This is a genomic window from Paracoccus tegillarcae (assembly GCF_002847305.1).
GTDB lineage: Bacteria > Pseudomonadota > Alphaproteobacteria > Rhodobacterales > Rhodobacteraceae > Paracoccus > Paracoccus tegillarcae.
Genome location: NZ_CP025408.1, coordinates 2,986,978 through 3,001,026, shown reverse-complemented (window position 1 = coordinate 3,001,026; position 14,049 = coordinate 2,986,978). Strand labels below are relative to the sequence as shown.

12 protein-coding genes and 1 pseudogene are annotated in these 14,049 nt (G+C 61.1%); 8 read left to right on the top strand and 5 right to left on the bottom strand.

Annotated features, from left to right (window positions below; translation table 11 throughout):
- Positions 1-372: 372 nt before the first annotated feature.
- Positions 373-783 (top strand): annotated as a pseudogene (locus CUV01_RS20375) (glycosyltransferase); the annotation flags it as partial.
- 258 nt (positions 784-1,041) lie between these two features.
- Here the strand turns inward: CUV01_RS20375 and CUV01_RS14525 are convergent.
- Positions 1,042-2,604, bottom strand: coding sequence for a 2-isopropylmalate synthase (locus CUV01_RS14525; RefSeq protein ID WP_101461101.1), 1,563 nt, complete (start codon positions 2,602-2,604; stop codon positions 1,042-1,044).
- A gap of 386 nt (positions 2,605-2,990) precedes the next feature.
- Here CUV01_RS14525 and CUV01_RS14520 point away from each other — a divergent pair, with 386 nt between their 5' ends.
- The 6 genes from CUV01_RS14520 (at position 2,991) to CUV01_RS20260 (ending at position 9,140) form a co-directional block, all read left to right on the top strand.
- Positions 2,991-3,425, top strand: coding sequence for a universal stress protein (locus CUV01_RS14520; RefSeq protein ID WP_101461100.1), 435 nt, complete (start codon positions 2,991-2,993; stop codon positions 3,423-3,425).
- Between the two features lie 75 nt (positions 3,426-3,500).
- Positions 3,501-5,024 (top strand): alanine/glycine:cation symporter family protein, encoded by a 1,524-nt coding sequence (locus tag CUV01_RS14515; RefSeq protein WP_232962759.1) that lies wholly within the window; start codon positions 3,501-3,503, stop codon positions 5,022-5,024.
- 170 nt (positions 5,025-5,194) lie between these two features.
- A complete protein-coding gene (locus CUV01_RS14510; protein WP_101461098.1) occupies positions 5,195-6,421 on the top strand; it encodes a low temperature requirement protein A in 1,227 nt (408 codons plus the stop codon).
- A gap of 1 nt (position 6,422) precedes the next feature.
- Complete coding sequence (locus tag CUV01_RS14505; RefSeq protein WP_232962275.1) at positions 6,423-7,415, top strand: ion transporter; 993 nt, start codon at positions 6,423-6,425, stop codon at positions 7,413-7,415.
- Positions 7,416-7,611: 196 nt separating this feature from the next.
- Positions 7,612-8,904, top strand: a complete 1,293-nt coding sequence (gene fucP, locus CUV01_RS14500) for an L-fucose:H+ symporter permease (protein ID WP_101461097.1) — start codon at positions 7,612-7,614, stop codon at positions 8,902-8,904.
- A 110-nt stretch (positions 8,905-9,014) separates the two neighbouring features.
- Positions 9,015-9,140: a hypothetical protein gene (locus CUV01_RS20260; RefSeq protein ID WP_277869378.1), complete on the top strand. Its 126-nt coding sequence runs from the start codon at positions 9,015-9,017 to the stop codon at positions 9,138-9,140.
- Positions 9,141-9,216: 76 nt separating this feature from the next.
- Here CUV01_RS20260 and CUV01_RS14490 read toward each other — a convergent pair whose 3' ends face one another.
- The 3 genes from CUV01_RS14490 to CUV01_RS14480 all read right to left on the bottom strand — a co-directional run bounded on the left by CUV01_RS14490 (position 9,217) and on the right by CUV01_RS14480 (position 12,247).
- On the bottom strand, positions 9,217-10,689 hold the full coding sequence (locus CUV01_RS14490; protein WP_101462120.1) for an ABC transporter substrate-binding protein: 1,473 nt from the start codon (positions 10,687-10,689) through the stop codon (positions 9,217-9,219).
- 82 nt (positions 10,690-10,771) lie between these two features.
- The gene (locus CUV01_RS14485; RefSeq protein WP_101462119.1) at positions 10,772-11,464 is read right to left on the bottom strand and encodes a CDP-alcohol phosphatidyltransferase family protein; all 693 of its coding nucleotides are present in this window, start codon (positions 11,462-11,464) and stop codon (positions 10,772-10,774) included.
- Positions 11,465-11,506: 42 nt separating this feature from the next.
- Positions 11,507-12,247: an SseB family protein gene (locus tag CUV01_RS14480; RefSeq protein WP_101461095.1), complete on the bottom strand. Its 741-nt coding sequence runs from the start codon at positions 12,245-12,247 to the stop codon at positions 11,507-11,509.
- An 88-nt stretch (positions 12,248-12,335) separates the two neighbouring features.
- Here CUV01_RS14480 and CUV01_RS14475 point away from each other — a divergent pair, with 88 nt between their 5' ends.
- The gene (locus CUV01_RS14475) at positions 12,336-13,334 is read left to right on the top strand and encodes a serine hydrolase domain-containing protein (RefSeq protein ID WP_101461094.1); all 999 of its coding nucleotides are present in this window, start codon (positions 12,336-12,338) and stop codon (positions 13,332-13,334) included.
- On the opposite strand, the gene CUV01_RS14470 is transcribed toward CUV01_RS14475, so the two are convergent.
- Positions 13,322-13,915 (bottom strand): uracil-DNA glycosylase family protein, encoded by a 594-nt coding sequence (locus tag CUV01_RS14470; protein ID WP_101461093.1) that lies wholly within the window; start codon positions 13,913-13,915, stop codon positions 13,322-13,324. The two genes, CUV01_RS14475 and CUV01_RS14470, sit on opposite strands and share 13 nt — an antisense overlap.
- Positions 13,916-14,049 lie beyond the last annotated feature (134 nt).

Genomic DNA, 14,049 nt, shown 5'->3' with positions numbered 1-14,049 from the left:
GGTCCTTTCGCGCCGGTTGACCCGGCCTGCCTCATTCAATGTTGTATTGGCCGAGGAATCGCCCTCGGTTACAACTGACCTCATATAAAAGCACGAGGCGCAGGACGAAAGCCCTGTTTTGGACAGGTCCAGGGCCAACGGCCCCGCGCTTTTTGATCTTATGTCGCGTCTGGATCCTGGATAGCACTGCCCATCATTGCCCAGCCCGGCGATAACGCCCCTGCCCTTGTCGTGTACATCCGCTTTTCCTTTGTCGAACGCGGAGACCGGCTGCGATTGCGCGAGGATGAACCAGACGGCTCCGACCGCGATCGGATTGCGGTTGAACTGTTCGACCCCGACCGGACCTAACGGCGATTCCAGTCCTTCGAGATGCTGACCCTGCCCTCTTTGCTGGGGCAGAGCGACCGGGATTTCCGCACGGTCGTACTGACCTCACCGAAGATGCCCGCCGTCTATTTGCAGCGGTTGCGCGGGCTGTGCGCGCGGCTGCCGGGGGCCGAGGCTCTGGTCTCGGAGGAAAACGACGTCGAGGACGCGCTATCGGTGAAATTCAGGGCGCGGCTGCTTCAGAACCCCCTGCGGCTTCGACTGTTCCCGGTCTACGCGCTGTCGCTGTCAACGGGGCTGATCCTGAACAACTGGGATGGCGAGCCGGTCGGAATGCGGCTGACCGAGAACTCTTTCATGAGTGTCGGCACCGCCGCGCGCCTGCCTGATAGTGTCTCGATCTTTCACCGCCACCACCGCAAGTTGGCGCGGCGCTATCGGGCGATGATGGACCGGCGGCAGGTCAGTTTCCCAGATCAGCGCTGGTCAAACAGCGACAGCGATCAAGGCCCCGGACAGGCGCGATCGCATGAGAGGCAGATCCGCCTCGCCTGCTTGATGCGGGTGATCGAGCAAGAGTTTCCGTTTCCGGACGAACTTGATCTGTCGCTCTTGCAGGCGGGCATGACGCCCAGCCCGGACGAGCCAACATTTTCGCCGGGCGGATACCGCCCAGCGCGTGATTTCCAGACCAGTTCAGATCAGATCAGATCAGTGCGAATACATGCTGATCTGCTTGGAATCGCCGTCCTTGCCCATCTGTTCGCGACGCATGATCAGGTGGTTCAGCGCACCGACATAGGCTTTGACCGACGCCAGGATCGTATCCGTATCCGCCGACTGACCGTTCACGATGCGGCCGTCCTCTTCCATCCGAACAGAGACCGTGGCCTGCGCATCGGTGCCTTCGGTCACGGCATGAACCTGATACAGTTGCAGCCGCGCATTATGCGGAAAGATCTGCTTGACCGCATTGAAACAGGCATCGACGGGTCCGTCGCCTGTGGCGTGAACGGTCTTTTCCACACCATCAACCGTCATGGTCAGATCGGCCTCTTGTCCGTCGCTGCCGCACACGACACGCAGATGCTTGACCTGCAGATGATCTTCGCCGGTATTGGCGGCGCTGTCCTGCATCAGCGCGATCAGGTCTTCGTCAAAGATCTCTTTCTTGCGGTCGGCCAGCGCCTTGAAACGAACGAACACATCCTTGAGCTGGTTGTCGCCCACCTCGTAGCCCAGATCGGCCAGCTTGGCGCGCAGCGCGGCGCGGCCCGAATGCTTGCCCATGGCGATATTGGCTTCGTTCAGGCCGATATCGGCGGGCTTCATGATCTCGAAGGTTTCGACGTTTTTCAGCACGCCATCCTGATGGATACCGGATTCGTGCAGAAACGCGTTCTTGCCGACGACGGCCTTGTTGAACTGGACAGGAAAGCCAGATACCTGCGCCACGCGCCGCGACAGGCCCATGATCTTGGTCGTGTCCAGCCCGGTGTCAAAGGGCATGATGTCGTGACGCACGCGCATTGCCATCACGACCTCTTCCAGTGCGGTATTGCCGGCGCGCTCGCCCAGACCGTTGATGGTGCATTCGATCTGGCGGGCACCCGCCTCGACTGCCGCCAGGCTGTTGGCCGTCGCCATGCCCAGATCGTTATGGCAATGGGTCGAGAAGGTGACCGTATCGGCGCCCGGCACGCGTTCCAGCAGCATCCGGATCAGATCGGCGCTTTCGCGCGGGGCGGTATAGCCCACCGTGTCGGGGATATTGATGGTGGTGGCACCACATCGGATCGCGATCTCGACAACCCGGCACAGGTAGTCATGCTCGGTTCTTGTGGCATCCATCGGCGACCATTGCACGTCCTCGCAAAGGTTGCGGGCATGGGTCACGGTCTGCTCGATCCGCTCTGCCATCTGGTCCATGTCCAGATTGGGGATGGCCCGGTGCAGCGGCGAGGTGCCGATAAAGGTGTGGATGCGCGGGCGGCGGGCATGTTTCACCGCCTCCCAGCAGCGGTCGATATCGGGCAGTTGCGCGCGCGCCAGCCCGCAGATGGTGCTGGTCTTGGCCTGTCGCGCAATCTCGCTGACGGCGGCGAAATCACCCTCGGAGGCGATGGGGAAACCCGCCTCGATGATGTCGACGCCCATGTCGTCCAGCATGGCGGCGATTTCCAGCTTTTCGGCATGTGACATGGTCGCGCCGGGCGATTGTTCACCGTCACGCAGGGTGGTGTCGAAAATCTTGACGTAATTTGTATCGGTCATTGCTGCTGCTTCCTTGGCTTGATGGGATGTGCCGGGCGCTGCGCAGGCAAGAGCGGTGGCCCGGCGGGACCCGCTCAGCGCAGCGTAAGAAGCAATAGACCGCGGAGGTGCACGGCCATGGGCGCGCCGGAAAGCGCATGCGGGGCCGAGGCGATATGTCGCGTCCGTGTCATGGCCCGGACTATGGCCGCAGCGCACAGAATTGAAAAGGGGAAAATCGCATTGCCTGTCTTTGCGCGGAACCGCCCAGCCGGATGGCAACGAAGAAAATCGGCCAATTGCATGGTTACTAGGCAATTCACAAACCCGTGTTACAGTGCAATCGTCATAAAACAATCAACTAAGGGCAAAAACGCCAATCGACCAACAACAGAAAGAGGAAAAACATGGTTGAAAAAATAGTCGTCGGATACGACGGCAGTGCGAGTTCCAAACGAGCGTTGGCCTTTGCCGCCGACAAGGCCAAGACCAGCGGCGCAACGCTCGTGGTCGCGCATGTGCTGGAGTGGTCGCCCTATTCCTTCCTTACCCCCACAGAGCTGGAAGAACGTCACAAGCGCCGCACGGAAGAACTGAAGCGCGCGGAAGAGGCGGTCATTACGCCCGCCCTGACGGCTCTGGATACCAGCGGGCTGACGGTCGAATCAGAGATGAAATACGGCCATATTGCGGAAACCCTGTGCAAGATCGCCACCGATCACAGCGCGACGCAGATCGTCATCGGGCGGCAGGGCCAGTCGGGCATGAGCTCGCGTCTGTTCGGATCGACAGCAGGAACATTGGCACAGATGGCACCCGCCCCTGTGACCATCGTGCCATAAACGCAGCCCGCAAGGAGGGACAACATGACATATCCGATCCGCAAAGCGGCACTGATACCGGCCGCCGCTCTGGCCATGGTCGCGCTGTCGACCGGCGCCGTTCTCGCCCAAGAGGCAGAGGCTGCAGGTGGCCTGGACCAAACCGTTAACGACGCCTTCGCCAGTTCGACGGGCTGGTTCGTCAGCCTGATCTTCTCGAATTTCCCAGGCACCAGTTTCCCCTGGATCGTCGGCTGGCTGGTTGTCGCGGCGACGATCTTTACCTCCTATTTCGGCTTTATCCAGTTCAAGGCCTTCCCGCATTCGATCGCACTGGTCAAAGGTGACTATTCCGACCCGAATGACGCCGGCGAAGTCAGCCATTTTCAGGCGCTGGCCACCGCATTGTCGGGCACGGTCGGTCTGGGAAACATCGCCGGTGTGGCAGTTGCCGTCAGCATTGGCGGCCCGGGTGCCACATTCTGGATGATCATGTGCGGCCTGCTGGGCATGGCAACGAAATTCACCGAATGTACGCTGGGCGTTAAGTATCGCAACGAATACGAGGACGGCACGGTCTCTGGCGGTCCGATGTATTACATGACCAAGGGTTTTGCCGAGCGCGGTTTCTTCGGCGGCAAGATCCTTGCCGTTCTCTTCTCGATCTTCTGTATCCTCGGCTCGTTCGGCGGCGGAAACATGTTCCAGTCGAACCAGGCGCATGCGCAACTGGTTACCGTCTTTGGCGACTTCCCCGGCTGGATCACCGGCCTGATCTTCGCACTTCTGGTCTTTGCGGTCATCATCGGTGGCCTGAAATCCATCGCGAAAGTCACCGAAAAAGTCGTGCCCTTCATGGGCGTGCTGTATGTGATCACCGCGTTGGCCATCATCTTGCTGAACTTTGATCAGATCGGCTGGGCCTTTGGCCAGATCTTCGCCGGTGCCTTTACCGGGCTGGGCGTTGCGGGCGGCTTTGTCGGCGCACTGATCCAGGGCTTCCGCCGCGCGGCCTTCTCGAACGAGGCTGGCGTCGGTTCGGCGGCCATCGCCCACTCGGCTGTGCGGACGAAAGAGCCGATCACCGAAGGCTTTGTCTCGCTGCTGGAGCCGTTCATCGACACGGTCGTCATCTGCACCATGACCGCGCTGGTGATTATCATCACCGGACAATTGGTCAGCGACCCCAACACCGGCAACTATCTGCTGGCTGAAGCCGGTGGCGCAATTCAGACCGTTGACGGCAATACCGGTGTCGCGCTGACCTCGGCGGCCTTCAGCAGTACCTTCAGCTGGTTCCGCTATGTGCTGGCCATCGCGGTGATCATGTTCGCCTTCTCGACCATGATCTCATGGAGCTATTACGGCCTGAAAGCCTGGACCTTCCTCTTTGGCGAAGGCCACACGAAAGAGATCGTTTTCAAGGTGATCTTCTGCATCTTCACCTGGATTGGTGCCGCAGCCAGCCTTGGCCCGGTTATCGACTTCTCGGACGCGGCAATCTTTGCCATGGCCGTCGTCAACATCATCGCCCTTTATGCGCTGATGCCGATCGTGCGTCGTGAGCTGAACAGCTATGTGTCGCGGCTGAAATCGGGCGAGATCAAGAAGTTCGTTTGATCGCCCGACGCCCCTGCCTGTGACAGGCGGGCGCTGAAACAGGACCCAGCCGTTCGCGCGGCTGGGTCTTTTATTTTGCCAGGCCGCTTGCCAATCCGGCGTTGACGCTGTTCACGCAGGCTTCAAAGATGGCACCGAACACACAGACATGCTGCAGAAGGACAAACGAAATGGCCAAGCATGACCACCCCTTCTGGCGCAAGCCAAAGCACCACCTGGACGCCGAGCACACGAACGATCACGTCCACTGGGTCGAGCTGTTCTATGACCTGATCCATGTGGTCACGATCTTCATGCTGGGCAATTACCTGTCGCACCATCTGGATGTGCATGGGTTTCTGGTCTTCACCGGCCTGTTTCTTGCCGTCTGGTATGCGTGGGCGGACAACACGATCTACAATTCGGTCTATGTCTCGACCGATATTCTGCATCGCATCGGCATGGCCCTGCAAATCATCACGGTGATGATCGTTGCGGCCTCTATTCCTGCGATCGGCGCCGGGGGCTGGCCCTTCTTTGCGCTAGGCTACGCCATGAACCGCGCGATTACGGCCGCAATGTGGCTGCGTGCGGCAGGCGTCGATCCCGATCACCCTGACAATGCCGCCCGCGCGGTTGCGCGAAACTTCGCTATTCTCGCCGCTGTCTTTGCCCTCAGCGCGATCCTGCCCCGGCCGCTTGCCTATTGGGTCTTTGGGCTGGGCCTGCTCTCGGTGCAGTTGCAATATGTGCTGCCGCGGGTGGGCACCTTCTGGAACACCCGCATCACCCCCCGGCTCGGCCATATCTCAGAGCGCTTTGCGCTGTTGATCCTGATCCTGATCGGCGAAGGGTTCTTTAAACTCGTCGTGACCCTGTCCGAAAAGGGCATCTACAAGGTGAGTTTCGGCACATTGTTCAATCTGGCCATCGGCGGGATTTCCCTGTTCGTCATGGCCTGGGTCTATTTCGACAGCGCCGGCAATGCCAAACCCAAATCCGACTCCAAGGGCCAGATGCTGACCTATTGGTTCGCCCATATCGTGCTGATGCTGTGCTGCGTCCTGATGGGCGTTGCGCTGGCAGGCGAGGTTTATGTCGGCTTTCTCGAGCCATACCCCTACGACTACGCGGTGATCGGCTGCATCGGCCTGGTGGGCTTTCTGGGTTCGCTGACGATCATCCAGTCGGTGATCGTCGACCGCGACCTGACCCGCAAATACCACACCAATCGCGTGCGTCTGTTTGGTATCGCGGTGACGCTGCTGACCTTGCTGCTGGTGCCCTACATTCCCTCGATCATCGGGAATCTGCTCTGGGGCACGGCCTTGTTCTCACAGATCGCCTGGCCACTTTACCGCGCCATCCGCGAGATGAGCGCGGATGACTGGGACACGGCCAAGCCGGACCGGCATTAGGATGAGCGATTCCGACCCTCAGGCAATGACCGACGAGAACCGGCAAACGACACTGCGCCACCGGGTCTGGCTGATACTGGACCCTCCCGATGGCATCGGGCGGGGCTGGGCCATGTTGGTCAATCTGGGCCTGATCGTGCTGATCGTATTGAATGTCATAGCGGTCTTGCTGGAATCGGTGGCTTCGCTGCATCAGCAATACCGTGCCGCCTTCAACCTCTTCGAGGTGGTCTCGGTCTTTGTCTTTACCGTCGAATATCTGCTGCGTATCTGGATCGCACCCGAGGCCCACCCACAGATGCCGCAAGGTCAGGCGCGCCGGAATTGGGCGCGCTCGCCAATGGCCATCATCGACCTGATCGCGATCCTGCCTTCATATCTGGCGATGTTCGTGCCCTTCGATCTGCGCCTGCTGCGGGTGTTGCGGGTGCTGCGTATCTTCAAGCTGACACGCTATTCGTCCGCGATGACCCTGCTGCGCGATGTGTTCCGAGAAGAGGCCGGCAGCTTCTTTGCCGGTTTCTTTATCCTCTTCATCCTGCTGATCCTGGTATCGACCGGCGCCTATCTGGTCGAGCACAAGGCCCAGCCCGATGCCTTTGGCTCGATCCCGCATGCCATGTGGTGGGCGATGGTGACGCTGACCACAGTGGGATATGGCGACGTGACGCCGATCACCCCACTGGGGCGCGTCTTTGGCGGGCTGGTCACGGTGCTGGGGATCGGCGTGGCCGCCCTGCCCGCTGGCATTCTGGCCAGCGGGCTGAACGACCATCTGCACCGCCGCCGCGACAACCTGCGCAATCAGTTTCGCCGCGCGCTGGAGGATGGCCGCATTGACCTGCACGAGGCGGCCCATATCGAAAAAGCGCGCAAGGAAATGGGCATCAGCTACGAGATCGCCTCGGGGATCCGTGAAGAGGTTCTGCAACGCGAACGCGACCGAAGGGACTGCACCTGCCCCAATTGCGGCGCGCAGTTCACGCGCGACTAGAACGGCCTGCCAGTTGATTTGGTGTCCGCAGCGCGGTTTGCGCGCCCAGCCGGCGCCTTGCCCGTGTGCGGCCTCGGATCGCGGCTTTCGGTTGCGAAGGACGCCCACTCCGCCAGAACGCAATTCGCTTCATTCCAGGCAACAAGCATGCAACAGTTGCAATGCGTGAGTAATTTTCAACCTCTGGGAGGTCACAATGAGTAACGAACGCAAATTTGTCTATGATGGCATGCGCTTCCCCTTCATCCTGATCGTGACCTGTTTTGCGGCCTGGGGAATTGCCGCGAACATGACCGATCCGCTGGTCAAGGTGTTCTCCAAGATCTTTTCGATGAGCACGCTGCAGGCCTCTTTCGTGCAGTTTTCTTATTACGGGGCCTATTTCTGCCTCGCCTTGCCGGCGGCCTTCATCAATCGCCGCTATTCCTACAAGACCGGTGTTCTGGTCGGGCTGGGCTGCGCGATTGCGGGGGCGTTCCTGTTCTATCCGGCCTCGCAATCCATGACGTTTGGCTTTTTCCTGCTGGCGCTGTTCACGCTGGCCGGCGGCTTGTCGATCCTGGAAACCTCGGCCAACCCTTTCGTCATCTCGATGGGCCCCGAGGGCAATGCGACCCGGCGGCTGAACTTTGCCCAGGCCTTCAACCCGGTGGGCACCAATATCGGCGTGTTCCTGTCAGCCGCGCTGATCCTGCCGCAGCTCAATCCCGCCACACCCGAGGAACGCGCCGCAATGGCACCCGCAGCCCTGCAGGCGATACAGGCCGATGAACTCTCGGCGGTGATGGTGCCCTATGTCGGCTTCGCCTTCGTTTTGCTGGCCATCTGGGTCGCCATTTTCCTGACCAGAATGCCCACCGAACGCGAGGCCGTCGCCCAAGGCCCGCGCGACGTCAATTTCGGCGCCACACTCAAGCGGCTGCTGGCCAACCGACATTATTCCTTCGGTGTGATCGCGCAGTTTTTCAACGTCGCCGCGCAAACCTGCGTCTGGACCTTCACCATTCAATACGTGATCGAGGCCATTGGCGGCGATGAGGCGCAGGCAGGCTGGTATCTGCAAGCCAGTCTGCTGGTCTTTCTGGTCTCGCGCTTTGTCATGGTCTGGCTGATGGGCTTTCTGCGCCCCGCTGCCCTGCTTGGTGTCATGGCGATCGGTGGCTCGGCACTTTGCCTCTACGCCATGGCCAATCCCGGCATCTCGGGCGTCTGGGCGATCGTGATGATCTCTGCCTGTCTGTCGCTGATGTTCCCGACCATCTATGGCATCGCGCTGCACGGCCTGGGCGAAGATACCAAATTCGGGGCCGCCGGCTTGGTCATGGCGATCCTTGGCGGGGCGCTGTTGCCACTGGTGCATGGCGCGGTGATGGATGCCCGTGGTGCTGCCTTTTCCTATATCGTACCGGCGCTGTGCTTTCTGGTCGTCGCGGCCTTTGCGTTGTTTGACCTCAGATCGCGCCAGCGTCGACATGCTCAGCCCGAATGACAAGCTGTCGGGCCTTGCGCCACACGCAAACCAGGTTTTCGCGGGTGGTGCTTGTTTTTCTGCGTCGCCGCATCGACCTTGAGCGGGACAAACAGAATTGCAGGACAAGAATGATGCTCAGCTATTTCGCCGTTTATGGCACCCGCCTCGTCGATCATCTTGGCAAGGGCACGACCCGCAACCGCTTTCGCCTGGGCCTGCTGCCCCATGAGATTGCAGCGCTCAATGCGCGCTAATGCGCATTGACGCAAGAAACAGCAAGGCCGGGCACCCGCCCAGCCTTTCAATTTGATCAGCGGTCAAAGATCGGGATCAATCCAGCCAATGCACTCGTGTCAGGTCATTGGCCTGCGTTGGAGCGTTCTCCCATAGCCCTTCGATCTTGGCATTGGCGACGCCTGTCTTGGCCAGTTGGAACAGGAACGCATTGACGTAGTCATCCGCGATCATGGCCTGCGCCTGTTTCAGCAATTCGCTGCGCTGCGCCGGGTCGACCGTCGCCTTCAGCTCATCCATCAAGGCGACGAATTCCGGCCGCGCATAGTGGAAATAATAGTCGGGCCGGGCATAGATATCGATATCCATCGGCTCGGTATGGCTGATGATGGTCAGGTCGAAGTCACCGCCGTTGAACACTGTCTCCAACCATTGCGCCCATTCCATATTGGTGATCTCGGTCTGGATCCCGACCTCGCGCAGCTGCGCTGCCACGATCTCGCCGCCGCGCCGCGCGTAGGGAGGCGGTGGCAGCGCCAGGCGCAAGTTCAGATCGCTCTGCCCGGCCTCGGTCAGCAATGCCCGCGACGCCTCGGGGTCAAAGGCGGATTTGCCGGTTTCATCGACGTAATCCGGGTGATGCGGCGCGAAATGCGATCCGATCGGGGTGCCATAGCCAAACATGGCACCATCCACCAGATCCTGCCGGTTGATGGCATGCGCGATGGCCTCACGCACCTTCACGTCGTCCAGCGGCGGCTGGGTATTGTTCATCGCCAGGATCGTCTCGCCTTCGGTCGTGCCGACAATCACCTTGAAGCGGGGATCGGCTTCCAGCTGGGGCAAAGTTTCGGGCGCGGGATAATTCGGAAAGGCGTCGATATCGCCCGCCATCATCGCCGCAAATGCGGCGGTCGGGTCGGAAATGATGCGAAACGTTGCCGTCTTCAGCGCCGGCTTTTCGCCCCAATAGCCATCAAATGCGCTCAGCTCGATCCGGTCGCCCTGCACCCATTCGCTGAATTGAAACGGGCCCGTGCCCACCGGATGCGTCGCGATATCCGCCACGCTGGCCTCATCGACCATCACCGCATCGCCCCAGGCCATCTTGAAGATGAAATTGCCGTCTGGCGCCGTCAGCGTAACGCGGACGGTGGCCGGATCAACGGCCTCGACGCTTTCGATCCCCTCAAACAGCGCCTTTTGTGCATTGGTGCTGTCATCGGCCCGCGAACGATCAAGCGAAAAGACCACATCCTCGGCCGTGAATTCGGCACCGTCGTGGAAGGTCACGCCGTCCTGCAGGTGAAACACATAGACGCGGCCGTCCTGTTCGACGTCCCAGCTTGCGGCCAGCGCCGGCTGGATGCTGCCGTCAGGGCCGAAGCGCGTCAGTCCCTCGAACAGATTGGCGTAAACAACCTCGTCAATCGCGGCAGCGGCACCGCCTGTCGGGTCCAGATTGGGTGGCTCAAGAACCATACCCAGCGTGATCGCATCGGGCGCGGCCCAGGCACCGCTTGCCATCAGCGCCAAACCTGCCGTGGCATTCATCAGTCTTTTCAGCATCCCAGCCCCCACTGTTGTAATGATGGTGATCATTGGCCGCTTGATATTGTTCGATCAAGCTTTTTCAAGCAGGCGCAATCGATCAGTCACGGTCTGGCAGCAACTGCTGCACCGCGCCCGCGCAGAGCAGCCAGACCGAGGTGATGACCAGCCCCCAGACTGCCCAGCTTGCCGGATGAAAATCGACCGCAATCGCCCAAAGCCCAAAGACCATCCAGGCCACAGCCATCGGCAGCGATATCGCCCGCCAGCGTTCCGTGCGCACCGGATGGATGAATTTGATATTGGTGAACATCGCGCCCGTCAGCAGCACGACGATGACAGCAATCACCGCCCAATGCGGCTTGATCGCGAACAGGACCAGCACCACCATATTCCAGCAGGCAGGAAATCCGGCGAATGAATTATCCTTTGTCTTCATGCGCGTGTCGGCAAAATATATGATACTGCCGTAAACGATGACAAAGCACAGAAACCACCCCGTCCAGCCCGACAGCAGGTCCGACTGGAACAGCGCAAAGGCCGGGATAAAGACATAGGTGATATAGTCGATGATAAGGTCCATCAGCACGCCATCATAGGCGGGCCAGTTTGCCTTGACATCAAAGCGGCGGGCAAGCGGGCCGTCGATGCCATCGACCACAAAGGCCACCAGCAGCCACATAAACATTTCCGACCAGTCGCCATCGACCGCCGCCAGCATGGCGAGCATCGAGAAGATGACCCCTGTTGCGGTCAGCAGATGGACGAAGAGAGCCTTGGCACGTGCTGTCATCATGCAGGCGTTGTCGCAGGTTGCGCTGCAACTGGCAACCGATCAACGGAGGTTCGGTGGCCCCTTTGGACGGGCTACGGCGGGGGGCGTTTGCGCTGTCAGGTCAAATCGCAATGCCCCGGCAGGCGGTGCGGCATCGGAAAAGCTGATATCCACGCCGCCGGGCTGCGGCGGCAGAAAGGCCAGCGTTTCGGCCAGCGCCTTTGCGATGGCGGGCTGCTGGTCCTCGGGCGCGCCCGCGATCAGCAACAGCTGAGCCACCGGTTGATCGCGCTCGCCGCGTATTCCGGCCAGCGCGGCACCGGTGATCAGGTCGCGCAGATCGCCCAGCCGTTCGGCCAGCGGCGGCGCCAGCGCCGCCACCGCCTCGGGTGAGGGTGCGCACAGGTCCAGCCGCGCCGTCTCGGCCTCGGGTCGGGCAGCCAGCGCGCCGCGCAACCACATAAGCGAGCCCGCATCCAGCAACATTTGCGAGGGATGGCCCGGATTGACCAGCAAACCCGCACCGGCATCGGCCAACAGCCCCGCCAGAACGCGGCCCGGCATCGCCGCATAGGGCGTCGGCCCATTCAGGAAATCGGCCAGACGTTCTTCGGTATCACACGCCAGCGCGGCCTGATTGCCCTCAAACGGGAACATCTGCAACTCGATCTCATCGCCCATGGGCTGGGTCGTCAGCGCGACCGCCAGCCGCGTATCGGCCAGTCGCGACATCATCCGCGAACGGGTCTGCGCATCAGCTTCGTGAAACGGCGTTTCGGCAAGATCATCAAGAGCGGTCATCGGGCCTCGCTAAGCCCTGGGCGGCCAAAGGGCAAGACACACGCAGGCTTGATTTCTGCATTGTCGGGCGGCTCGCTAGAACCGCAAAATGCACCGTAGAACCCTGATCACCGCCGCCGCCCTCAGCCCATTGCTGGCCGCACCTTCCCTGGCTCAGGACCGGCTTGGCCGCCTGCTGGACGAGGTCGAGGCGCTGGATCGCATTCGTGCCGTGGCCATTTGGCGCGACGGCGCAGAAATTGCAGCGCGCGGCTATCACGGATGGACCCCGGACCAGCCCACAAATATCAAATCGGCCTCGAAATCGATCATCTCTGCGCTGGCAGGCATCGCCGTTCAGCGAGGTGCACTGGACGGCCCCGACCAGCCAATTGCGCCGATACTGGCGGCCGATTTGCCCGGCGACCCCGATCCGCGCCTGTCGCGCATCACGCTTGGCAATCTGCTGTCCATGCAGGCCGGTCTGGAGCGCCAATCGGGCGCGAATTACGGACGTTGGGTCAGCAGCGGGAATTGGGTGCGCACAGCACTGGCCGCGCCCTTTACGCAAGATCCCGGTGGGCGGATGCAATATTCCACCGCCTCGAGCCATCTGGTTTCCGCCGTCCTGACCCGTGTGACCGGGCGCAGCACACTGGATCTGGCCCGCGACTGGCTGGCGCCGATCCCCGGCTTTGGCATCACCGGCTGGGAACGGGATCCGCAGGGCATCTATCTGGGCGGCAATCAGATGGCCATGAGCACGCGGTCACTGATGAATTTCGGCGCGGTTTACGCGGCGGATGGTCGCGCCAATGGTCAGCAGATCGTGCCGCAGGACTGGATCGAGACAAGCTGGCAGCGCCGCACCGCCTCGATTTTCAGCGGACAGGGCTATGGCTATGGCTGGTTCCTGACCCGTATCGTGGGCCGCGATCTGCGCTATGGCTGGGGCTATGGCGGACAGATGATCTATGTGTTCCCCGGCGGTTCGAGGAACGCACCGCTTGCCATTGCAATGACCTCTGACCCCGATCAACCCTCGGCGCGGACGGGTTATCGCGATCAGTTGCACCGGCTGGCCATCGGGATCGCTCAGGCGGTTTGATCGGCCAACAGGCGGGCGACCTCGGCGCGCAGGGCGGGCAGCAACTCGGCCTCGAACCAGGGATTGCGTTTCAGCCAGCCATTGTTGCGCCAACTGGGATGCGGCAAGGGAAAGACGGTCGGCGCGTGCGCTTGCCAGCCCGCCACGGTTTCGGAGACCGAAGCCCGCGCGCCCAGATGCCAGCGATGCGCATGCGCGCCCACCAGCAGGGTCAAACGAGGCCGCAAGTCTGCCAGCACCCGCTTGCGCCAGGTCGCAGCACAAATGGCCGGTGGCGGCAGATCGGCACCCTTCGCGTCATAGCCCGGAAAACAGAAGGACATGGGCACGATGGCGACCCGCGCAGTGTCATAGAACGCGGCCCGATCCAGCCCCATCCATTCGCGCAGTCGATCACCGGAACGGTCGGCAAACGGCCGGCCGCTTTCATGAACGCGCAGGCCGGGTGCCTGTCCTGCGATCAGCAAACGCGCCGCGGGTCGGAACCACACGACCGGGCGGGGGCGATGCGCGGTGGCCGTCGCCGCGAACCTTTCCGCGCAAAGCCGGCAGCTGCTGATATCATTGGCAAGCCTGTCCATACCGACAGGCTATATCGAATTCTCTGTATAAAAATCGAGCGTTGGTAACGATTTCGCAGCAACTTGAGGTCAAACTGGACAGCGAAGATATGCGGACTTATGTTCCGGCAAGCCGCCGCCGGCTACTGGCGTGA